General features: G+C 56.2%; 22 protein-coding genes. 10 read left to right on the top strand and 12 right to left on the bottom strand.

Annotated features, from left to right (window positions below):
• The 9 genes from ACH1XZ_RS04660 to ACH1XZ_RS04620 form a co-directional block, all read right to left on the bottom strand.
• Positions 1-174, bottom strand: coding sequence for a GhoT/OrtT family toxin (locus ACH1XZ_RS04660; RefSeq protein ID WP_072011442.1), 174 nt, complete (start codon positions 172-174; stop codon positions 1-3).
• A gap of 197 nt (positions 175-371) precedes the next feature.
• On the bottom strand, positions 372-608 hold the full coding sequence (locus ACH1XZ_RS04655) for a hypothetical protein (RefSeq protein WP_395594510.1): 237 nt from the start codon (positions 606-608) through the stop codon (positions 372-374).
• Between the two features lie 143 nt (positions 609-751).
• A complete protein-coding gene (locus ACH1XZ_RS04650) occupies positions 752-997 on the bottom strand; it encodes a hypothetical protein (RefSeq protein WP_395594509.1) in 246 nt (81 codons plus the stop codon).
• 80 nt (positions 998-1077) lie between these two features.
• Positions 1078-2502: an aminobutyraldehyde dehydrogenase gene (patD, locus tag ACH1XZ_RS04645; protein ID WP_395594508.1), complete on the bottom strand. Its 1425-nt coding sequence runs from the start codon at positions 2500-2502 to the stop codon at positions 1078-1080.
• 14 nt (positions 2503-2516) lie between these two features.
• The gene (locus ACH1XZ_RS04640) at positions 2517-3332 is read right to left on the bottom strand and encodes an ABC transporter permease (protein ID WP_035896627.1); all 816 of its coding nucleotides are present in this window, start codon (positions 3330-3332) and stop codon (positions 2517-2519) included.
• A complete protein-coding gene (locus ACH1XZ_RS04635; RefSeq protein ID WP_395594507.1) occupies positions 3322-4251 on the bottom strand; it encodes an ABC transporter permease in 930 nt (309 codons plus the stop codon). Before ACH1XZ_RS04635 ends, ACH1XZ_RS04640 begins: the two co-directional genes overlap by 11 nt.
• A 12-nt stretch (positions 4252-4263) precedes the next feature.
• On the bottom strand, positions 4264-5277 hold the full coding sequence (locus tag ACH1XZ_RS04630) for an ABC transporter ATP-binding protein (RefSeq protein WP_395594506.1): 1014 nt from the start codon (positions 5275-5277) through the stop codon (positions 4264-4266).
• Between the two features lie 17 nt (positions 5278-5294).
• Positions 5295-6440, bottom strand: coding sequence for a putative ABC transporter substrate-binding protein YdcS (ydcS, locus tag ACH1XZ_RS04625; RefSeq protein ID WP_395594505.1), 1146 nt, complete (start codon positions 6438-6440; stop codon positions 5295-5297).
• Positions 6441-6685: 245 nt separating this feature from the next.
• Positions 6686-8098 carry an aminotransferase-like domain-containing protein gene (locus ACH1XZ_RS04620; protein ID WP_395594504.1) on the bottom strand — a complete coding sequence of 471 codons (1413 nt, stop codon included), beginning with the start codon at positions 8096-8098 and terminating at the stop codon, positions 6686-6688.
• A 204-nt stretch (positions 8099-8302) separates the two neighbouring features.
• On the opposite strand from ACH1XZ_RS04620, the gene ACH1XZ_RS04615 reads away from it, so the two are divergent.
• The 5 genes from ACH1XZ_RS04615 to ACH1XZ_RS04595 all read left to right on the top strand — a co-directional run bounded on the left by ACH1XZ_RS04615 (position 8303) and on the right by ACH1XZ_RS04595 (position 11692).
• Positions 8303-8551, top strand: coding sequence for a hypothetical protein (locus ACH1XZ_RS04615; RefSeq protein WP_395594503.1), 249 nt, complete (start codon positions 8303-8305; stop codon positions 8549-8551).
• Positions 8552-8696: 145 nt separating this feature from the next.
• Complete coding sequence (locus tag ACH1XZ_RS04610; protein WP_395594502.1) at positions 8697-10097, top strand: cytochrome ubiquinol oxidase subunit I; 1401 nt, start codon at positions 8697-8699, stop codon at positions 10095-10097.
• The gene (cydB, locus tag ACH1XZ_RS04605) at positions 10094-11104 is read left to right on the top strand and encodes a cytochrome d ubiquinol oxidase subunit II (protein ID WP_395594501.1); all 1011 of its coding nucleotides are present in this window, start codon (positions 10094-10096) and stop codon (positions 11102-11104) included. The genes ACH1XZ_RS04610 and cydB overlap by 4 nt, the downstream gene beginning before the upstream one ends.
• Positions 11104-11229: a DUF2474 domain-containing protein gene (locus ACH1XZ_RS04600; protein WP_395594500.1), complete on the top strand. Its 126-nt coding sequence runs from the start codon at positions 11104-11106 to the stop codon at positions 11227-11229. The genes cydB and ACH1XZ_RS04600 overlap by 1 nt, the downstream gene beginning before the upstream one ends.
• 127 nt (positions 11230-11356) lie before the next feature.
• Positions 11357-11692 carry a hypothetical protein gene (locus ACH1XZ_RS04595; protein ID WP_395594499.1) on the top strand — a complete coding sequence of 112 codons (336 nt, stop codon included), beginning with the start codon at positions 11357-11359 and terminating at the stop codon, positions 11690-11692.
• A gap of 169 nt (positions 11693-11861) precedes the next feature.
• Here ACH1XZ_RS04595 and ACH1XZ_RS04590 read toward each other — a convergent pair whose 3' ends face one another.
• Together ACH1XZ_RS04590 and ACH1XZ_RS04585 are read right to left on the bottom strand one after the other, a co-directional pair.
• On the bottom strand, positions 11862-13820 hold the full coding sequence (locus tag ACH1XZ_RS04590) for a peptidase U32 family protein (protein WP_395594702.1): 1959 nt from the start codon (positions 13818-13820) through the stop codon (positions 11862-11864).
• A gap of 199 nt (positions 13821-14019) precedes the next feature.
• Positions 14020-14595 (bottom strand): helix-turn-helix domain-containing protein, encoded by a 576-nt coding sequence (locus ACH1XZ_RS04585; RefSeq protein ID WP_395594498.1) that lies wholly within the window; start codon positions 14593-14595, stop codon positions 14020-14022.
• A 135-nt stretch (positions 14596-14730) separates the two neighbouring features.
• Here ACH1XZ_RS04585 and ACH1XZ_RS04580 point away from each other — a divergent pair, with 135 nt between their 5' ends.
• Positions 14731-15888, top strand: a complete 1158-nt coding sequence (locus ACH1XZ_RS04580; protein WP_395594497.1) for a benzoate/H(+) symporter BenE family transporter — start codon at positions 14731-14733, stop codon at positions 15886-15888.
• Here the strand turns inward: ACH1XZ_RS04580 and ACH1XZ_RS04575 are convergent.
• Positions 15865-16734 carry a helix-turn-helix domain-containing protein gene (locus ACH1XZ_RS04575; protein ID WP_395594496.1) on the bottom strand — a complete coding sequence of 290 codons (870 nt, stop codon included), beginning with the start codon at positions 16732-16734 and terminating at the stop codon, positions 15865-15867. The two genes, ACH1XZ_RS04580 and ACH1XZ_RS04575, sit on opposite strands and share 24 nt — an antisense overlap.
• Positions 16735-16917: 183 nt before the next feature.
• Between ACH1XZ_RS04575 and ACH1XZ_RS04570 the strand changes: the two genes are divergently transcribed.
• The 4 genes from ACH1XZ_RS04570 to ACH1XZ_RS04555 all read left to right on the top strand — a co-directional run bounded on the left by ACH1XZ_RS04570 (position 16918) and on the right by ACH1XZ_RS04555 (position 21153).
• Positions 16918-17817 (top strand): DMT family transporter, encoded by a 900-nt coding sequence (locus tag ACH1XZ_RS04570; protein WP_395594495.1) that lies wholly within the window; start codon positions 16918-16920, stop codon positions 17815-17817.
• Positions 17818-18106: 289 nt separating this feature from the next.
• Positions 18107-19048, top strand: a complete 942-nt coding sequence (locus ACH1XZ_RS04565; protein WP_395594701.1) for an alpha/beta fold hydrolase — start codon at positions 18107-18109, stop codon at positions 19046-19048.
• Between the two features lie 36 nt (positions 19049-19084).
• The gene (locus ACH1XZ_RS04560) at positions 19085-19822 is read left to right on the top strand and encodes a response regulator (RefSeq protein ID WP_395594494.1); all 738 of its coding nucleotides are present in this window, start codon (positions 19085-19087) and stop codon (positions 19820-19822) included.
• Complete coding sequence (locus tag ACH1XZ_RS04555) at positions 19819-21153, top strand: ATP-binding protein (RefSeq protein ID WP_395594493.1); 1335 nt, start codon at positions 19819-19821, stop codon at positions 21151-21153. The genes ACH1XZ_RS04560 and ACH1XZ_RS04555 overlap by 4 nt, the downstream gene beginning before the upstream one ends.
• Positions 21154-21231: the final 78 nt, after the last annotated feature.

The raw sequence follows: 21231 nt of genomic DNA, 5'->3' as shown, positions 1-21231 counted from the left end.
TCAGAACAGTGACAGCATCAGCGCAACGGGGAAACTAAACGGCCACGTTGCGCCAATCAGCACGGTGGCAATCAGGCGAATAGACGTCGTCTCGCGGGTCAGAAACCAGGTAATACCGGCACAGATAAGCGCCATAACGGCGTAAAAGATGAGCATATGCTGATATAGCGTCACCAATTGAATCCTTGTCATTGATCGTTAAAGCGGCGCAATATGCTACGTTTTTTGACGTACATCAAGTTTTTCGCCACTTATCGCTGAAATGTTTTTCGATCCAGGAATTCGGCTCCAGCCGAATTGACTGCTAAAAAGAGAAAACCCAGCACTACATTACGCCGCGCTGGGTTTTAATTCTGTGACACACCGACCGGTTAGCGTTTTGGCACGCTGGCAACAAAGATGCTGTCCGCCGTCGGGTCACTGACGTAGTGGTTGGGATCATATTGCGGTATGACGTTCACCTTTTCCGCATCCCAGGACTGCGCAAGGCAGGCCGCACTGACTCGGTTTTGTCCTTCACAGGCCGCAATACGGCCAACCGAATAATAGGTCCCAATCCCCATCACCGCAGCAAGCACTGCAGCACTACAAACGATACTTTTCTTCATTTTTCTGACTATACCTGGTTCTACAACGGCGCGGATCCTCGCACGTTGCATGGGGTATGTCAAAATCAGGGAGGGGTAGCGGCAAGCGTCACGCCTACCGAGAAGGGGGTAGCATATGGACACGGAATAAGAAAAAGGCCGCGTTAGCGACCCTCTGGTTTCAACCGATTAAAGGCCTCCAGCCAATCGTATCGAGTCTGAGTGCCGACCTCCTTTTCTCCCTCTTCAAGTTTGATGATTAACCTTCTTTTATTAATACTTTCCTGGTTAAAGAAAAAAGGGGCCAACCTTGTTGCCAGCGCCTCATACATTTGCTGCGCGACGCTTTCACCAGCCTCTGGCCCCAATTTATCAAACTCATTTTTGATATCCTGGAAATCCTGATTCACACATCCTCCTGAGCCAAACCGATGGCAGGTAATAAGGGATGTAACACCATAACGCGGTATGACATCCCTTGACCACTCACTCAATGTTTTATCATCACGTGGCGAACCACGGTGTAATCCTCAAGGCCATAGATCGACATATCCTTGCCGTAACCGGAAAGTTTTTGTCCGCCGTGCGGCATTTCGCTGACCAACATAAAGTGGGTATTAACCCAGGTGCAGCCGTACTGTAACCGCGCGCTCAGACGATGCGCCCGTCCAACGTCCTGCGTCCAGACGGATGACGCTAATCCATACTGGGAGTCATTCGCCCAGCCAAGGACCTGCTCTTCATTGTCGAATACGGTCACGCTGACGACAGGGCCAAAAACCTCGCGCTGGACAATATCATCTTCCTGCCTTGCCCCCGCCAGCAATGTCGGCTGGAAGTAATAGCCTGCCCGCGCGGCTTTCTCTCCGCCGGTGACGACCTTGATATGCGGCTGCGCTTTGGCTCGGGCAACCGCCTCGCTCACGCGGTTAAGATGCGCCTGGGAGCTCAACGGCCCCAGCTCGGTCGCCTCATCTTCAGGATCGCCGGATTTCAGGCTCGCAACGGCCGCACCTAATTTCTCCACCAGCCTTTCATAGATGCCCTTCTGCACATAAATTCGACATGCTGCGGTACAGTCCTGCCCTGCATTGTAGAAACCAAAGGTTCTTACCCCTTCTACCACGGCGTCAATATCAGCATCGTCAAAGACAATCACCGGTGCTTTACCGCCAAGCTCCATATGGGTACGTTTAATCGATGGCGCAGTATGGGCAATAATATGTTCCCCGGTCGCAATCGAGCCGGTTAACGACACCATACGGACTTTGGCATGACCCGTCAGCGGGTCGCCAACCGTTTGACCCCGACCAAACAGCACGTTCAGTACGCCCGCAGGGAAGATATCTTTCGCCAGCTCAGCCAGCGTTAAGGCGGTAAGCGGTGTAATTTCTGAGGGCTTAATCACCACACAGTTCCCTGCGGCAAGCGCAGGCGCCAGCTTCCAGGCCGCCATCATGAGCGGATAGTTCCAGGGCGCAATGGACGCGACCACGCCCACCGGGTCGCGTCGAATCATCGAGGTGTGGCCTTCCAGATATTCCCCCGCCGCCAGCCCATTCAGACAGCGGGCGGCACCGGCGAAGAAGCGGAACACGTCCACTACCGCCGGGATTTCATCATTGGTGACGCAGTGCAGCGGCTTACCACAGTTGAGCGACTCCAGCCGGGCAAAAGTCGCCGCGTGTTCTTCAATCACATCAGCTAGCTTGAGCAGGCATTCCGCACGATGCTTCGGCGTGGTTTGCCCCCACTGCACAAATGCCCGGTCGGCAGCCGTAACGGCGGCGTCGACCTGTGCGGCGGACGCTTCCGCGATGTTCAGCAGGATCTCACCCGTCGCAGGGTTGTAGACCGGTTGGGACTCCCCTTCACCTGCGACCAGTTCACCATTAATCAGTAACTTATGTTGCATAGTATGATCCTGTTTTATTTAAATGTCGTACCACCGCTGGCGGCAGAATCGTCTTCGCGAGTCAGCCACCACGCCCCTAAAATCGGTATCATCGTCAACAGCATGACCATCAGTGCCACCACGTTGGTCACCGGCACATCGCGAGGACGCCCCAGTTGGTTGAGCAACCACAGCGGCAGCGTTCGCTCGTGTCCGGCGGTAAAGGTGGTGACGATAATTTCATCAAACGACAGCGCAAACGCTAACATGCCGCCCGCCAGCAGCGCCGAGCCTAAATTCGGCAGCACGACGTGGCGGAAGGTTTGCCAGCCGTCGGCCCCTAAATCCATCGACGCTTCCACAAGGCTCCACGACGTACGGCGAAAACGGGCAATGACGTTGTTAAACACCACCACCACGCAGAACGTCGCATGACCGATAACAATGGTCAGCAGGCCCGGCTCAAGATTAACGGCCTTAAACGCCGTCAACAGCGCCAGCCCGGTCACAATGCCCGGCAGCGCGATGGGCAACAGCAGCAACAGTGACACCGCGCTTTTGCCAAAGAAATCACGTCGCCATAGCGCCGCTGCAGCAAGCGTGCCAAGTACCAGCGCGATGGCCGTCGACAGCGAGGCAATTTTAAGTGACAGTGTCACCGCATCAAAGATATCCCCCCGAGAGGCTGCCTCGCTGAACCAGTGCAGCGTCAGGCCTTTCGGCGGAAAGCTGAATGCCGCGTCTTCGGTGTTAAACGCGTAAATGGCGATAATCGCCAGCGGAAAATGCAGGAAGATAACGCCACCCCAGGCGGCAATTTTGAGGAACAGCGGTGCCCTTTCAGAGTGCATCGAACGCTCCCAGGCGCTTCACGAACGCCAGATAGAGGGCAATAAGGACAATCGGCACCAGCGTAAAAGCGGCTGCCATCGGCATGTTGCCAATTGCACCCTGCTGGGAATAGACCATGTTGCCGATAAAATAGCCCGGCGGCCCCACTAGCTGCGGCACAATAAAGTCGCCGAGGGTCAGCGAGAAGGTGAAAATCGAACCCGCGGCAATGCCGGGAATGGCCATCGGCAGTACCACGTGACGGAAGGTCTGGCGCGGACGTGCGCCGAGATCAGCGGAAGCCTGCAGCAGCGAGCCAGGTATCCGCTCCAGCGCCGCCTGCACCGGCAGAATCATAAACGGCAGCCAGATATAGACGAACACCAGGAAGCGGCCCAGCCCGGAAGTCGAGAGCGTATTACCACCCACGCCCGGTATTGTCAGCACCGCTGCCAGCAGCGCTTCCAGCCCAAGATGGTTAAGAAACCACTGTGCCACCCCATCCTTCGCCAATAGCAGCGTCCAGGCGTAGGCTTTGACGATATAGCTCGCCCACATCGGCAACATCACCGCCACGTAGAAAAAGGCTTTTTGCTTTCCGCGGGTGTAACGGGCCATGTACCACGCCATCGGAAAGGCAAGCAATGCGCTGGCGACGGTGACCGCAAGCGCCATCACCAGCGTTCGCACGATGATGTCGTAGTTAGCCGGGTTAAACAGCGCATAGAGATTTGCCAGCGTCAGCGTAGGCGTGACGGACATGGTGAAATCGTCGAAGGTGTAAAATCCCTGCCAGAGCAGGGTCAACAACGAACCAAAGTAGACGATCCCAAACCACATCAGCGGGCCGAGCAGCAGCAAAAACAGCCCGAGGGTTGGCCTGCGCCAGAACAGGCTCGATAAGCGCCCCTGGCGATGAACGGGAGGAACCGGCGTCATACTCATCTCCATCTACCTCCCTCCATCCAGCGCCACCATCGCATCCCGCGACCAGGAAGCCTGCACCTGGTGACCTACGGTCGGGCCATCGGCATTGAGTCCTGCGGAGAAATTGGCCTGGCTGACCAGTAACTTCTCGCCGCTTTCCAGCAGCAGTTCATAGCGTGTTGCCGCCCCCTGATACTGAACGGCCTGCACGCGCCCCTGCACCTGAACTTCTCCGCTTTCATTCAGACGAATATGTTCAGGCCGCAGCGCCCAGCTTCCCGCCATCCCGCAGAGCTTTTGCGCCACTGCCGGGTCGAAAACGTTAGAGGTCCCGACAAAACTTGCGACAAACGGCGTTCGTGGCCGCAGGTACAAGGCGCGCGGTGTATCCACCTGTTCAATTTGACCGTTATTGAACACCGCCACCCGGTCAGACATTGACAGCGCTTCGCCCTGATCGTGGGTGACAAAGATAAACGTGATGCCGAGATCCTGCTGGAGTTTTTTCAGCTCAAACTGCATCTGCTCACGAAGCTTCAGATCCAGCGCGCCCAGCGGTTCATCCAGCAGCAGCACGCGCGGCTCGTTCACCAGCGCCCGGGCAATCGCCACGCGTTGACGCTGCCCGCCGGAAAGCTGCGACGGTTTGCGCCCTGCCACAAAGCCCAACGCGACCTTTTCCAGCGCCTGCGCCGCTTTTGCCTGACGATCTTTTTTGCCAACGCCCTTCACCATCAGACCGTAGGCAACGTTGTCGAGCACCGACATGTGCGGAAACAGCGCGTAGTCCTGGAAAACGGTGTTGACGTCCCGCTCCCAGGGCGGCTGTTCGCTGGCGTGCCTGCCAAAAATAGAGATAGCGCCGCCAGAAAGCTGCTCAAACCCAGCAATCAGCCGCAGACAGGTGGTTTTGCCGGAGCCAGACGGCCCCAGCATAGAAAAGAACTCCCCATCATGAATGGCGATGCTGACACCATCCACCGCCCGCACGTCGCCATAAAGCCGAGAGACGTCATGAAATTCTACTGCATACGTCATATGGGACTCCTGGAGAATTAGCGGCCGCCCATAATGGCGATATAGTCCTGCGTCCAGCGGCTATAAGGCACGTATTTGCCACCCTCAGCGATCGGCGTTTTCCAGAAGGCAATTTTGTCGAAGAAGCTGTAGCCGTTGGTTTCACAACCTTTATCCCCCAGCAGCGGGCTGGCCTTACAGCCTTCGGCGACTACCGGCAGCGAGCCAAACCAGGCCGCGACATCACCCTGTACTTTTGGCGTTAACGACCAGTTCATCCACTTATAGGCACAGACCGGATGTTTAGCTTCCGCGTGCAGCATGGTGGTATCCGCCCAGCCGGTTACCCCTTCTTTCGGGAATACGGTAGCAATTGGCTGACCTTCGCCTTTGAGGCCGTTAGCCTGATACGGCCAGGCGCTGGAGGCCACCACGCCTTCGTTTTTAAAGTCGCTCATCTGCACGGTGGTATCGTGCCAGTAGCGGTGGATTAACTCATGCTGGTCACGCAGCACCTTCAGCACTGCCTGATATTGCGCTTCGGTAAGCTGGTACGGGTCGCTGATACCGAGCTGCGGCTGCGTGGCTTTGACAAACAGCGCCGCATCGGCGATGTAGATGGGGCCATCGTAGGCCTGCACGCGCCCCTGGTTGGTTTTGCCATCCGGCAGATTTTGTTTCACGAAGACGACGTTCCAGGAGTCTGGCGGCGTCGGGAAGGTTTTGGTGTTGTACATCAGCAGGTTTGGCCCCCACTGATACGGCGTGCCGTAGACTTTACCGTCAACGTTAAACCAGGCGCCTTTTTCCAGCCGAGGGTCGAGGGATTTCCAGTTTTCAATCAGCGCCGTGTTAATCGGCTGCACGCGTTTACCCATAATTAAACGCAGCGAGGCATCACCGGAGGCGGTCACCAGATCATAACCGCCTTTCGCCATCAGGCTGACCATTTCGTCAGAAGTTGCCGCCGTTTTGACGTTAACCTGACAGCCGGTCTCTTTTTCAAACTGGGTGACCCAATCATATTGTTTATCCGTTTGGCCCCGCTCGATATACCCCGGCCAGGCGATAATATCCAGCCGTCCTTCTGCTTTACCAAGCGACGTTGGGGGTTCGGCGGCATTCGCGGTGGCGACGGTCATCACCAGCGCACACAGGCTGCTGCGGGCAAATTTCTTGCTCATAAAGATTTTACTCCTGTCACAATGAATTTGAGCGGCAGCCGTGCCGTTAAAAATATCTCCCTTAATAAAAATAGACATCACAATGCAGCACACCTGTGCAGCCGATATAAATTTGCACAGGTTGTGACCAAGGGCGCATTCCGCAAAAATGGCGGAAGGTCATTGATAATATGGATTATAGACAAGGAGTTACCGGCCAGGAGAGCTATGCATATTTCCTATGGCCGGTCTTTATCAGGACGAGGTTAGTTCAGCATTTCGCGAATAAGATGGCCCAGCGTTTCTACCGCGCGCTCTTCTCTTTCTCCCCAGCCCCAGGCGGTATTAAAACGGAAGAATGACGCCCAGTTATCGCTCGTTGAGAACATTTTGCCCGGCGCGATGCTGATATGGTGCTCCAGCGCTTTTGCGCTGAGCGCCCCGGCATCCAGCCCGGCGGGAAGTTCCAGCCACAGAAAATAGCCGCTGTCGTTATGATGAATATGCACTTCCGGCGGCAGCGCGCGCATCAGGGCCTGCCAGGCCTGCTGCTTACGCTCGGCAAGCTGGCGGCGCAGACGCCGCAGATGCGCGTCGTATCTTTTGGTCGCCAGATAATCCACCAGCGCCAGCTGCATTGGCGAACTGGTCGACAGCGTGCTCATCAACTGAAGATGCTGGATTCGCCGCGCATGTTTGCCCGCCGCCACCCAGCCAATGCGAAAACCCGGCACCAGGCATTTTGAGAAAGAGCTACAGTGTAGCGTCATATCGCTTTTATCCCACGCTTTGGCAGGCAGCGGTTTGTCGCGGCCAAAATAGAGCTCGCTGTACACATCATCTTCAATCAGCGTGACGTTATGTTCACTCAGGATCTCAACCAGACGCGCCTTTTTCTCCGGCGTTAAGGTGAAACCCAGCGGGTTCTGGCTGTTGGTCATCAGCCAGCAAGCCTTTACCGGATAAGTTTGCAGCGCCTGCACCAGCGCATCAAGGTCGATGCCCTCTTTCACGTCGGTGGCCACCGACAGCGCCTTAAGCCGCAGTCGTTCCAGCGCCTGAAGCGCGCCGTAAAAACAGGGGTTCTCGACGATCACCCAATCACCGGGTTCGGTGACGGCTTGCAGACTCAGATTGAGCGCCTCCAGCGCACCGGCGGTTATCACAATTTCATCCGGCGAAACAGTCATGCCCTGTAGGGCATAGCGCCGTGCAATCGCATGACGCAGTTCGTCGTTACCCGGCGGCAGATTTTCAATCACGCTCATCGCGGTCGCGGTTTTGCTGACCTGCGCCAGCGAGCGGTTTAGCTGAGGCAGTGGAAACAGTTTCGGGTCAGGAAAAGCCGACGCGAACGGCAATACCGAGGCATTACGACTGGCCTGCAACACCTCAAAAATATAGGTATTGATGTCGACGGCGTTATCCGGCATCACCTGCGCCGGTGGCGCTACCGCGCGTGGTGTAGCGGCACGCGGCGCAACGTAGTAGCCAGACTGCGGGCGCGCAACGATACGCCCCTGACTTTCCAGCAGCTGATACGCATGGCTGACGGTCATAAAACTCATACCGCTGTTAACTACCTGTTCACGCAGCGACGGCAGTTTGTCGCCAGGAAGCCACACCCCAAGGGCTATCTGCTCCGTCATCTGCTCGGCGAGGCGCTGGTACTTTTTCATGAAGGTTCCCGGTGAATCTGACATTGCGTCTATATTATATCAGCGTTACGAAATATGCATTTTTATGTAACTGATATGGGTTGAAGTTGATTCTGTCGCCCAGCTGCGTTTGGGTTCAACGCCGCTAATGATTGATCTACAACATCAAATCTGCCCATGTGGTGTGAAATACATCAGCGCACGCCACGTAGATATGGCAAAAAAATGTCAGGTCGCCATGATATGCGGCTTGCTGAAAACGACGCGACCTCTTATTACATGAAAATGACAAGTATTGAATTGCTGGGTTACTCCGCTGCGCTGTGCTTCTCCTCGATCATCGCCTCTCAGGAATTACACAGTGAAACGTTAGAACTGGTTAATCCGCTGTTGTTTATCGTGGCACTCGGCAGCGCGCTGGTCTGTCTTTATCCGCGGACCAAAAAGCTCGCCGCACGATTCACCCGCGGGTAGTTACCCGGCAGAGACAGCGATAACAGCCGTCGAAAAATGACCAGAATGTTAAAACTGTTATCATTTAATACCCACATACTGTCTCTGCCCCCCTGCGCCATCACGCCCTAAAATCACGCCGAGTCTTCTTCTCCACGGAGTTTGCATGTTCGGTCTTGATGCGTTTCACCTCGCGCGAATTCAGTTTGCCTTTACCGTTTCGTTTCACATTATTTTCCCTGCCATCACCATCGGCCTGGCCAGTTATCTGGCTGTGCTTGAAGGGCTATGGCTGAAAACCCGTAACCCAGTCTGGCGATCGCTGTACCAGTTCTGGTCTAAGATCTTCGCCGTAAATTTCGGTATGGGGGTTGTTTCCGGGCTGGTCATGGCCTATCAGTTCGGGACGAACTGGAGTGGTTTTTCCCAGTTCGCGGGCAGCATAACCGGCCCGCTGCTGACCTATGAAGTATTAACCGCCTTTTTCCTTGAAGCCGGTTTTCTCGGCGTCATGCTGTTCGGCTGGAACCGCGTTGGGCCGGGGTTGCACTTTTTCGCTACCTGCATGGTGGCGCTGGGCACGATTATCTCAACCTTCTGGATCCTCGCTTCCAACAGCTGGATGCAGACACCGCAAGGATATGAAATCGTTAATGGCCAGGTCGTGCCCGTAGACTGGTTTGCCGTGGTGTTTAATCCTTCTTTCCCTTACCGACTCCTGCATATGTCCATTGCCGCGTTCCTGAGCAGCGCGCTGTTTGTTGGGGCATCGGCGGCCTGGCACCTGCTGCGCGGCAATCAGACGCCTGCTGTGCGCACGATGTTTTCCATGGCCCTGTGGATGACGCTGATTGTTGCGCCTATTCAGGCCATGGTGGGCGACATGCATGGACTCAATACACTGAAACACCAGCCGGCAAAAATTGCCGCTATTGAAGGCCACTGGGAGAACCCGCCGGGCGAGCCAACCCCGCTGCTGCTGTTTGGCTGGCCGGATATGGAACAGGAACGCACCCGCTACGGGCTGGAAATTCCAATGCTGGGGAGCCTGATCCTCACGCATAGCCTCGATAAGCAGGTACCCGCACTGAAGGAGTTCGCGAAGGAAGATCGCCCTAACTCAACCATCGTCTTCTGGTCGTTTCGCATTATGGCGGGGCTCGGAATGCTGATGCTGTTGCTCGGCGTCGTGGCGCTGTGGTTACGTAAGCGACAGACCCTGTACACCTCACGTCCGTTCCTGTGGTTCGCGCTGCTGATGGGCCCTTCCGGCCTGATTGCCATCCTCGCCGGTTGGGTCACCACCGAGGTAGGTCGTCAGCCATGGGTGGTCTACGGCCTGCAACGCACAGCAGATGCTGTATCAGCGCACGGCAACCTGCATATGAGTATCAGCCTGTTAACCTTCTTTGTGGTGTACAGCTCGGTGTTTGGCGTGGGTTACAGCTATATGGTACGCCTTATCCGCAAAGGCCCGCAGCCGTTTGACCATCCCCCTCAGGGAACGCCTGCGCGCCCGCTTTCCGCCGCCATGGACACCCACTCATCCCAGGAGGAACAAGCATGAACATCGACCTGTCCATTATCTGGTTCGTGATTATTGTTTTTGCCACTCTGATGTACATCGTTATGGACGGCTTTGATTTGGGCATCGGGATCCTCTTTCCCTTTACCCGCAATGCGCAGGAGCGTGACCTGATGGTTAACAGCGTGGCACCGGTCTGGGACGGCAACGAAACCTGGCTGGTGCTTGGCGGCGCGGGGCTTTTCGGCGCGTTTCCACTGGCCTATGCCGTCATCATTGACGCATTGACCATCCCGCTTTCGCTGATGCTCGTCGGCCTGATTTTTCGTGGCGTTGCCTTCGAGTTTCGCTTCAATGCCACGCCGTCACACCGTCCGTTCTGGGATAACGCTTTTATGGGCGGGTCTATTCTGGCGACGTTCTGCCAGGGCGTTGTCGTCGGCGCCGTGATAAACGGTTTTGAGGTAACGGGGCGCGCTTATAGCGGCGGCGCTTTCGATTGGCTGACGCCGTTTACGCTCTTCTGCGGCGTGGGGCTCACCATCGCGTATGCGCTGCTTGGCGCGACCTGGCTTGTGATGAAAAGTGAAGCTACGTTGCAACACAGCATGAAGCGGAACGCGCGTGGTCTGTTACTGGCATTGCTGGCGGTTATTGCCATTATCAGCCTCTGGACACCGCTTCAGCATACCGCTATCGCCCAACGCTGGTTCAGCCTACCGAACCTCTACTATCTGCTGCCGGTACCGGCGCTGGTCCTTATTGCCAGCGCACTGCTATGGCGGCATCTGGCGCGGGCAGAGAGTCATGCTCAGCCTTTCATTCTGACGCTTATCCTGGTTTTCCTTGGTTTTAGCGGGCTTGGCATCAGCATCTGGCCGGCTATCATTCCGCCGTCTATCACCCTGTGGCAGGCCGCCGCACCGGTACAGAGTCAGGAATTTATGCTGATTGGCGCCCTATTTATCATTCCCGTCATTCTGGTGTACACCTTCTGGAGCTACTACGTGTTTCGTGGAAAGGTCCCGCAAAATGAGGGCTATCATTGATGAAAAATCGCTGGGTTTCACGCATTTTCTGGCTGGTGGCGCTTTGGGGTGGCAGCGTTCTGACGCTTGCTGTGGTGGGCAGTTTATTTCGTGTACTGATGACCGCTGCGGGATTTAAATCCTGATATAACAAGAGGATCGTGACTTTAAGCTTTAAGTGCCCGGACTATTCTTAATTGGACGGGCCTTCACATTTCCTCCATTTTTAATTGGTCAACTACCCCCCATACACAAAAGCAATGTATGGAGTACATGATGAAGAAAATTATTGCACTGTCTGCAATCCTGGCAATGGGTCTGTGTTCAACCGCTTTCGCAGCTGATCATCAGGAGCCACCAAAAAAACCACCTGTAGAACAGCAGCATAATGGTCAGCCGCCGCATGACAACAAAGGCCCTCAGCACGATGGCAAAGGTCAGCAGCATGACGGCAAAGGTCAGCCCCCGCGCGACGAAAAAGGCTCACAGCACGATGGCAAAGGCCAACCGCCACATGACAACAAAGGCCCGCAGCATGATGGCAAAGGCCAGCCGCCAAAACACGACGGCGACAACAAACTGCCACCAAAAGACGGGCAGCATAACTAAGTAAGAAAGGCCGGAGATTCCGGCCTTTTATTTGGCATTGTTGCTTCCCCGGCATCGCGTTGATCGGCCGGACTACATAAGTTGTAGGCCGGATAAGGCAACGCCACCATCCGGCAACCTGCGCAGAACCGCCTGATGGCGCTACGCTTATCAGGCCTACAAAGTGGCGCTATTTACGCCGCGGCAGCGTTTTCAACAAATCATCCGGACTCATCGACGCCACGACGCTCCCCGGCAGCGGCATCTTCAGAATGTGATTTTTGATTTTGCCAATCACGTGCATTTCGCACGGGCGGCAGTCAAAATTCAACGTCAGCACTTCATCACCGTTAATCAACTGCATCGGCGTGGCCTTCCAGCTCTTGATGGAGCCTTTCGCCTGTTTCGGGCACAGGTTGAACGCAAAGCGCAGGCAGTGTTTGGTAATCATCACCGGCACATCGCCCTTCTCTTCGTGCGCTTCGTAGGCCGCGTCAATCAACTGCACGCCGTAGCGATGATAAAACTCACGCGCTTTATGGTTGTATACGTTGGCAAGGAAATTCAGATGACTTTCCGGATAGACCGGCGCCGGGTTCGCCACCGCTTTGCGGCTGCCGCGCACGTAGGCCGCCAGACGCGCTTCATCGAGCATCTCCACGGTTTCACGACGCAGCTGGTTCAGCGTACTGTTCGGTACAAACAGCGCTTCCGGCAACATCACCTCAACGCCGCGCGGGTAATAGATTGTTTGCCCCAGTTTCGCAATCCCGTCCTGCAGCTGGCTCAGCGCTTTATCGGCATTGTTGGCAGCCGCAAATTCGCCGTCTAAGGTATTCGTGACGCTGACGCCATCTTCGCTGGTGATGGTCAGCACCAGCTGTTCCTGCCAGCCGGAAAGCTCGATATCCACCGCAATACGACGCTCGCTGGAGGTTTTCAGCAGCGCCTGCTGCCAGTTGTGGTCGAGGTTGCGGTTCAGCACCTGATGCGGACGGACTTTATGCAGGTCGGCTGGCATCTCGTTCGGCCACACGCGGTAGCGGTTTTCGCCGATTTTCTCTACCGTGTTGGCGCGGAAGCCTACGACTTCACGCTTAATCAATACGTTGAGCCCATCGCCATTGGCCAAGGGTTCACTGACTTCTACATCAAGGGTGTCTTTGTTGACCTTCAGCACTTCGCCTACCGGCAGGCCGACGAATTTCGGGGAGTCAAACGCGCCGATATTCATCTGACGCTGATTAACGAAATAGTCGGTACTGCCGCGATGGAAAGTTTTGTCCGTGGACGGAACAAAGAAATGTTCAGTGTGCCCGGCAGAGGCACGACCTAAATCCCCGCGTTCTTCAATGATCGTATCGAGCATCTGGCGATAGTGCGCGGTGATGTTCTTCACGTAGCTCATATCTTTGTAGCGCCCTTCAATCTTGAAGGAGCGCACGCCCGCGTCAATCAACGCGCCGAGGTTGGCGGTCTGATCGTTATCTTTCATCGACAGCAGGTGTTTTTCAAACGCCACCACTCGGCCCTGATCGTCTTTCAGGGTATACGGCAGACGACAAGCCTGTGAACAGTCGCCGCGGTTGGCGCTACGTCCGGTCTGAGCGTGCGAAATGTTGCACTGCCCGGAATAGGCCACGCACAGCGCGCCGTGGATAAAGAACTCGATAGTCGCGTCGGTCACGTCGTGGATGGCTTTGATCTGCTGCAAATTAAGCTCGCGCGCCAGCACTATCTGGCTGAACCCAACGTCCGACAGGAATTTGGCTTTCTCAACGGTGCGAATATCACACTGGGTGCTGGCGTGCAGTTCAATGGGTGGCAGGTCGAGCTGCATAATGCCCATATCCTGCACGATCAGCGCATCCACGCCCGCGTCGTACAGGCTGGTAATCAGCTTCTGCGCGGGTTCCAGCTCGTCATCATGCAGAATGGTGTTGAGCGTAATAAAGATTTTAGCGCCGTAGCGATGGGCAAACGGCACCAGCGCAGCGATATCCTGCAGGCTGTTGCTGGCATTGTGGCGCGCGCCAAAGCCGGGTCCGCCGATATACACGGCATCGGCGCCATGAAGAATCGCTTCGCGAGCAATAGCGGTATCGCGAGCCGGGCTAAGGAGTTCAAGAAGGGCATTCTGCTGGCGCATAGGGTCGAGGTTATCCAGTCGGGTCACAAAATGGCGGCTATTGTAGCCAGAAGCCGCAGCGGACGAAAACAGTTTCCAGCGCTTGTGCGCCGCGGTTAGCAAAATTTCGATAACCTATTGCCGAAATGGGCATTTCTGCTTTCGACATCAGTCAGTTAGAGTTATTTCCGTATTCCGGACTTTCCTCGTAACGGCCACGTTATGGTTCATTGTCATGATTTGCCGCAGGCCTGCCTGCGGCGTTTTCTTTAGGATAGTGAATAATAGAGTGGAAATGCGCGACCTGCTCGCCGCTGTTACGGTAAGCATGCGCGAGATCCCCCGCAAACCGCAGCCCTTCTCCGGCGTACAGCGTCCGCCATTCCCCCTCTATACACATATCAAGCTGACCGCTAATCACCACCACATGTTCAATCACCCCTTTTTCGTGCGGGGTCGATTCACTTAGCGCGCCCGGCGCAAGGGTAATCGAGAAGTGGTCAAAGAAAAGCACCGGGTCCCAGGGAAATACTGGCGTAACAACCATCGCCTGCTGCTGCGGGTCGAACGACTGCTCTGCGCCCGGGACCTCTGGCGTGATAAACACCGAAAACGGTACGTTCAGGCCAGTAGCAATCTTCCACAGCGTCGCCACCGTTGGGCTGGATTCGTTACGTTCGATTTGCCCCAGCATCGCCTTAGAGACCCCCGTCTCTTCTGCGAGCTTAGACAGGCTCCAGCCACGCCGTTGACGTAAGGATTTCAGCGTCGCTGCCAGGTGTTGCGCAATATTCATTCCACCTCCATTTTCTTCCATCGACGAAGTATACCCCACGCCGCCAGCGCCGTTTTAGCTAATCATAACCGGCCATTGTGCGCTATAACGCACAATGGTACATTAATTGGATGTTATAGCGCACAAGAGGCTTTTATGCGAATCCCTTTCCCCACCGTGCTGGCCGGTTTTGTTGCCGTGCTGGTCGGCTATGCCAGTTCTGCGGCGATCATCTGGCAAGCCGCTGCCGCCGCTGGCGCGACCGCAATGCAAATTTCAGGCTGGATGACCGCACTCGGCCTGGCGATGGGCGTCAGTACGCTGGCGCTGACCCTGTGGCGAAAAGTGCCGATTTTAACCGCCTGGTCAACGCCGGGTGCGGCGCTTTTGGTGGGCGGTTTACAAGGGGCAACGCTCAACGACGCGGTCGGAATTTTCATCTTCGCCAACGCACTGATTGTTATCTGCGGCCTGACCGGTTGGTTTGCCCGGCTGATGAAGCTGATTCCACACTCGCTGGCGGCGGCCATGCTGGCAGGTATTTTGCTGCGCTTCGGTCTGCAGGCATTTGCCACGTTGCAGGGACAACTGGCGCTGTGCGGCAGCATGCTGGTGGGTTGGCTACTGTTTAAAGCCCTTGCGCCGCGCTACGCGGTAGTTGCGGCGCTGGCGGTAGGTATCGTGATGGCAGCCCTAAAAGGTGACGTTGTCACCGACTCCTTAAGCCTGGCCGTGGTCGCCCCGCAGTTTATTGCTCCGCACTTCTCCCTGACCCAACTGTTGAGCATCGGTATTCCCTTTTTCCTCGTGACCATGGCATCACAAAATGCGCCTGGGCTCGCCACGCTTCAGGCCTCTGGCTATCACGTACCGGTTTCACCGCTGATTGTGGTCAGCGGCGCATTTGGCCTTTTGCTGGCACCATTCGGGGTCTACTCCGTGTGCATCGCCGCCATTACCGCCGCTATATGTCAGAGCCCTGATGCTCATCCCGATCCGCTTAAGCGTTGGCAAGCGGCGGCCGCCGCGGGCGTTTTCTATCTGATGGCCGGGGTTTTTGGCGGCTCTATCACCACGCTAATGTCAGCGCTACCGACGGTGTGGGTCCAGATGCTGGCAGGGCTGGCGCTGCTCGGTACGCTGGGAGGAAGCCTGTTCCAGGCTTTGAATAACGACAGGGAACGCGATGCGGCCATGGTCACCTTCCTGGTCACTGCCAGCGGGATAACGCTCGCGGGCGTGGGGTCGGCATTCTGGGGATTGGTGATTGGCGGCGTTAGCTTCGCGCTGTTATCCCGCAAGCCCCGCGCGTAGTTGTGACGGCGTCACGCCATTTACCGCTTTAAAGCGATTGCTGAAATGGCTGGCGGAGCTAAACCCGCAGCACAGGGCAATCTCCGTCAGGGATTGCGTGGTGTAGCGCACCATCTGCAGCGCGCGGTCCATCCGGCGCTGCATCACATACTGATGCGGTGCCAGGCCTACGCTCTGGCGGAACATGCGCGCAAAATGGTATTCGCTTAGGGTCGCCTGCGCGGCGAGGTCGGCAAGGGTCAGTGGTGCACTGAGATGGGCATCGATATAGTCGAGCGTGTTACGCAGAACCACCGGAGCCAGCCCGCCGGTCACCGTCGGCAACCGCCACTGTACGTTGGCGTGATGCTGGATGAGGTGCGTCAGCAGCAAGGTGCTGGCGCTGCTCAAAGCAAGCTGGTTTGCAGGTTGCTGCCAGTCATAGCCCAGCAGAAACTGACGGTAGAGCAGCGTTATCTTCGGGTCATTGCCAAAAATATGTTCGTCGAGGGTTAAGGCCGCCGGGCTGCGATCCCACACCTGTTCCCCCACCTTACGCAAATGCTCATCGGTGCAATAGAGATGCACGAATGACAGATCGCCGCGAATATCCCACGTTGATTCCGTGTCTTTCGGCATCAGGCAAAAACGGTCAGGCCCCCCGCCATTTTTCCAGCCGTGGGGCGTTTTCTGGTAGCTCTCGTAGCCATCTGCTACGTACAGGCTAAGCGTGTGATGATCGCTCTTAACCGTCAGGTTATCGCATTTGTTATACCAGGCCGCCAGTTGGATGCCAGAGTTAAGCGCAACGGTTTCCCGCAGCTGTGCGTTCTGACTCTGTAATCTCTCAAACGTTGCGTAGGCCATTAACATATCTATCACGATTATCGATAGTGCCAGTCTAGGGGCTGTCGGTCGCAGAATCTAGCGTTCTGCGCGGCCCGCTTGCAAAAAAACCGCAAGAATATGCAAGTCACCCGCAGCCTTCTGCAAGCGCCGGAATGCGTACCGCGTCACACTTGTTTTTTATTGTTATTGATGCGAGGAACTATGAACGCGCTGCTCTATGCCCTGGTCGTTGTTATCTGGGGAACCACCTGGATTGCCATCTTTTTACAGCAGGGCCCTGTGCCTGAGGCGGTTTCGATTTTCTGGCGCTTTGCGATTGCCAGCATCACCATGATGACTATTCTGCTGTGCCTGCGTCGTCTGCGCCCACTGGCGCTACGCGATCATCTGTTCTGTATTCTGCAAGGCTGCTGTGTGTTCGGTTTCAACTTTCTGTGCTTCTACACAGCAGCAAAGTGGATAAATACCGGGCTGGAGTCGGTGATTTTCTCCATGGCGGTGCTGTTTAACGCCATCAATAGTTTTATCTTCTTCCGCCAGACGCCACCAAAGCGCTTTTATCTGGCTGCTCTGCTAGGGCTGTGCGGCATCATCACCCTCTTCTGGGAAGATCTACAGGCGGTCGGCATGAGCAGCACGCTGCTGGCCGGAATTTTACTCAGCGCGCTCGGCACCTACGGTTTCTCGCTGGGGAACATGCTGAGCCTGCGCCACCAGCGACGTGGGCTGGAAACGCTCACCACCAATACCTGGGCGATGCTGTATGGCACCCTCATCATCGGTGTTATCGCCCTGCTGCGCGGCGATGATTTCACCCCGCAGTGGACGGTCAGCTACATGGGCGCGCTGTTCTATCTGGCGATTTTCGGTTCGGTGATTGCGTTTGGCGTCTATTTCACGCTGGTCGGGCGCATTGGCGCCAGCAATGCCGCCTACAGTACGTTGCTGTTCCCGCTGGTCGCGCTGACGCTGTCGACGATGTACGAAGGCTATCAGTGGCACGCGAACGCCGTGCTCGGACTGGTACTGATTCTGCTGGGGAATCTGGTGATGTTTGCCAAACCAGAGATGTGGCGAGTACCGTTTTTAAGTCGGGCGTAATCCCGGCGTTGCTTTGCTCGGCCGGGCTACAATATCGCATGTCGCCCAGCAGTTTGTTTGTATCACACTGTATCCGGCCCCTTCACGGATACAGTGGCTGGCAAAATTCACGAATTCCCACACATCCTCGACACTTGCGATTGTTTTTATTATCAGGTCGCGATAGCCGCCTATACTTCGTTCGCTATCGTTTTTGATTTGATGATCTCACGCCTCTGTCCAGGAGAAATTCATGAACGCTTCAGCCTCTTCCGTATCCCGCTTTCGTCTGTGTCTTGCTGCTTTGCTAATGGCATCCGCATTACCTGCATTTGCCGCAACCGACTACGCTAACGATTTTAAAACGGTGCACCAGATTCATGCTGGCGTGCTCGACGTCGGCTACGTCGATATTGGCCCCCGCGACGGGCAGCCGGTCATTTTGCTCCACGGCTGGCCTTACGACATCAACAGCTACGCTGAAGTTGCCCCGGCGCTCGCCAGCAAAGGCTTTCGCGTGATTGTTCCCCATCTTCGCGGCTACGGCACCACTCGATTCCTCTCAGCCAGCACCCCGCGTAACGGCCAGCCTTCCGCGATGGCGGCCGATATTGTGGCGCTGATGGACGCGCTAAACATTAAGCAGGCGGATTTCGCCGGATACGACTGGGGCGCACGCACCGCTGATATTGTTGCAGCACTGTGGCCGGAACGCGTGAAATCGCTGGTTTCCGTGAGCGGCTATCTCATCAGCAGCCAGAAAATCGGCGAACAGCCGCTGCCGCCGAAGGCAGAGCTCCAGTGGTGGTATCAGTTCTATTTCGCCACACCGCGCGGCCAGGCGGGCTACACGAAAAACACCCACGACTTCGCCAGACTTATCTGGCAGCAGGCCTCGCCGGACTGGAAGTTCAGCGATGAGACCTTCAATACCAGCGCCAAATCGCTGGATAACCCGGACCACGTGGCAATAACGATCAATAACTATCGCTGGCGTCAGGGGCTGGAAAAGGGCGAAGCGAAATACGATAAATATGAGCAGAAGCTGGCGACACTGCCGCCTATTACCGTGCCGACCATCACCATTGAAGGCGGTAACAACGGCGCGCCGCATCCGGACCCAAAAACGTATGCGTCGCACTTTACCGGCAAGTATGAGCATCGTACTTTTGGTGCCCATGTCGGCCATAATCCGCCGCAAGAAGATCCGACTGAATTCACGACAGCGGTCATTGATGCCGATAAGCTGTAAATTGACCGCGGTCCCTTAGCCCTTTGTGGAGAATGCATGGAACATATCGACAATATCCTGGTCGTGGACGACGACCACGACATCCGTGAACTGGTCGTCGACTATTTGCAAAAATCAGGTTACCGGGCTACAGGGGCCAGCAACGGCAAGGCGATGCGCGCCTATATGGCTGGCAATCAGGTAGATCTGGTGGTACTGGATATCATGATGCCCGGCGATGATGGGCTGACGCTGTGCCGCCAGCTACGCAACGATCGCCAGAACGTGCCGGTGCTGATGCTCACCGCCCGCGGTGATGATGCAGACCGCATTCTGGGGCTGGAGATGGGCGCGGACGATTATCTGGTGAAGCCGTTCGTCGCCCGCGAATTGCTGGCGCGCATTAAAGCGATTCTTCGCCGCTATCGCGCCCTGCCTCCCAATTTACAGATTACCGAAACCGGGCGTCTGATTGCCTTCGGCGATTGGCAGCTCGATACCACCGCTCGGCATCTGATAGACAACGGCGGACTGGTGGTGGCGCTTAGCGGTGCGGAATACCGTCTGCTACGCGTATTTGTCGATCATCCCCAACGCGTGTTAAGCCGTGACCAGTTGCTCAGCCTGACCCAGGGGCGTGACGCAGAGCTGTTTGAGCGCTCAATCGATCTTCTGGTCAGCCGCCTGCGCCAGCGGCTGAACGATGACGCACGCGAACCGGCGTATATCAAAACCGTGCGCAGTGAAGGCTATGTGCTAGCGATGCCGGTGGAAATTCGGGAACGCCACGAATGAGGCTATGGCCGAAATCTCTGCTTTATCGGCTGGTGTTCATCGTGCTTGGCGGCCTGTTGCTGGCCAACAGCCTGACGCTATCGCTGCTGCTGTACGAGCGCATGAGCAGCGCGCGCAGCGTGATGCTCAATACCCTCGAGAACGATGTTGCCACCAGCGTCGCCATCCTCGACCGCCTGCCGACAAGCGAACGTCAAGCCTGGCTTCCCCGCCTGGCACGCGGCAACTATCAGTATCTGACCACCGCGGGTGAGCCAGGTCCGGTACCCACCGGCTGGAGAACGCGCAGCATTATCGAGACTTTGCACAATGCGCTAGGGAATAAATACGCCCTGACGGTGAGTCATCTCCCCGGCCCGCGTGAGCATATTCAAGCACACCTTCGCCTTAGCGATGGCAGCCCGTTAACGATTGATATCTATCCGCAGCTTCCGGCGCTTGCCCGCTGGCTGCCTATCGTACTGGTTGCGCAACCCCTGCTGCTGCTAATTTTCGCCTGGCTTGCCGTACGCCAGGTTGTTCGTCCACTGCGGCAGTTTACCCGCGCGGTGGAAACCCTCGAGCCCGCGACTAATAGCCCGCAACCGATGAATGAACATGGCCCTTTAGAGGTTCAACAAACGGCACGAGCCTTTAACGCCATGCAGGCGCGTATCCAGCACTACCTTAAAGAGCGCGCGCACATTCTTGCTGCGATTTCTCACGACCTGCAAACCCCGATTACGCGCATGAAATTAAGAGTGGAAATGGCGCAGGAAGCGGCGTTGCAGGACAAACTAATACAGGATCTGGATGCCATGACGCGCCTGGTGCGCGAAGGCATTGCTTACGCGCGCAGCACCGAAAGCGTTCAGGAGCCAGGCCAGCGCCTCGACCTTAACGCGTTTCTCGATACCCTGGTGTGCGACTATACCGATACCGGACACCCGGTGACATACCGCGCTCCGGGCATGCCGATGCCGCTCACCACTTTCCCCCAGGCGCTACGCCGCGTGGTGACGAATCTCGTCGATAATGCGCTGAAGTACGGTGAATCTGCGCAATTAACGCTACGGCAGGTCGACGACCGTTGGCTCTCCATTGATATTGAGGACAACGGGCCGGGTATCCCAGACCATGAACTGGACGCCGTGCTACAGCCGTTTTATCGGCTCGAGTCATCGCGCAACCGCCATACAGGCGGCACTGGGCTCGGGCTCGCTATCGCTTCTCAGCTGGCGGTGCGTTTACAGGGGAAACTCACCCTGAGTAATCGCCCGCAAGGTGGTCTTTCCGCGAAGTTGCTGCTGCCTTTGTATTCTGATGTATCTGACGCAGCTACCGACAATTAAGCTAACAAAACGGCAAGTTGCCGACACATTCCCACGACATCAATGCGATTAAATCACCTCATCGCCTGCTCGACAGGC

It is taken from the genome of Kluyvera chengduensis, assembly GCF_044197065.1.
GTDB lineage: Bacteria > Pseudomonadota > Gammaproteobacteria > Enterobacterales > Enterobacteriaceae > Kluyvera > Kluyvera ascorbata_C.
This window is presented reverse-complemented; position numbering and strand designations above follow the sequence as displayed.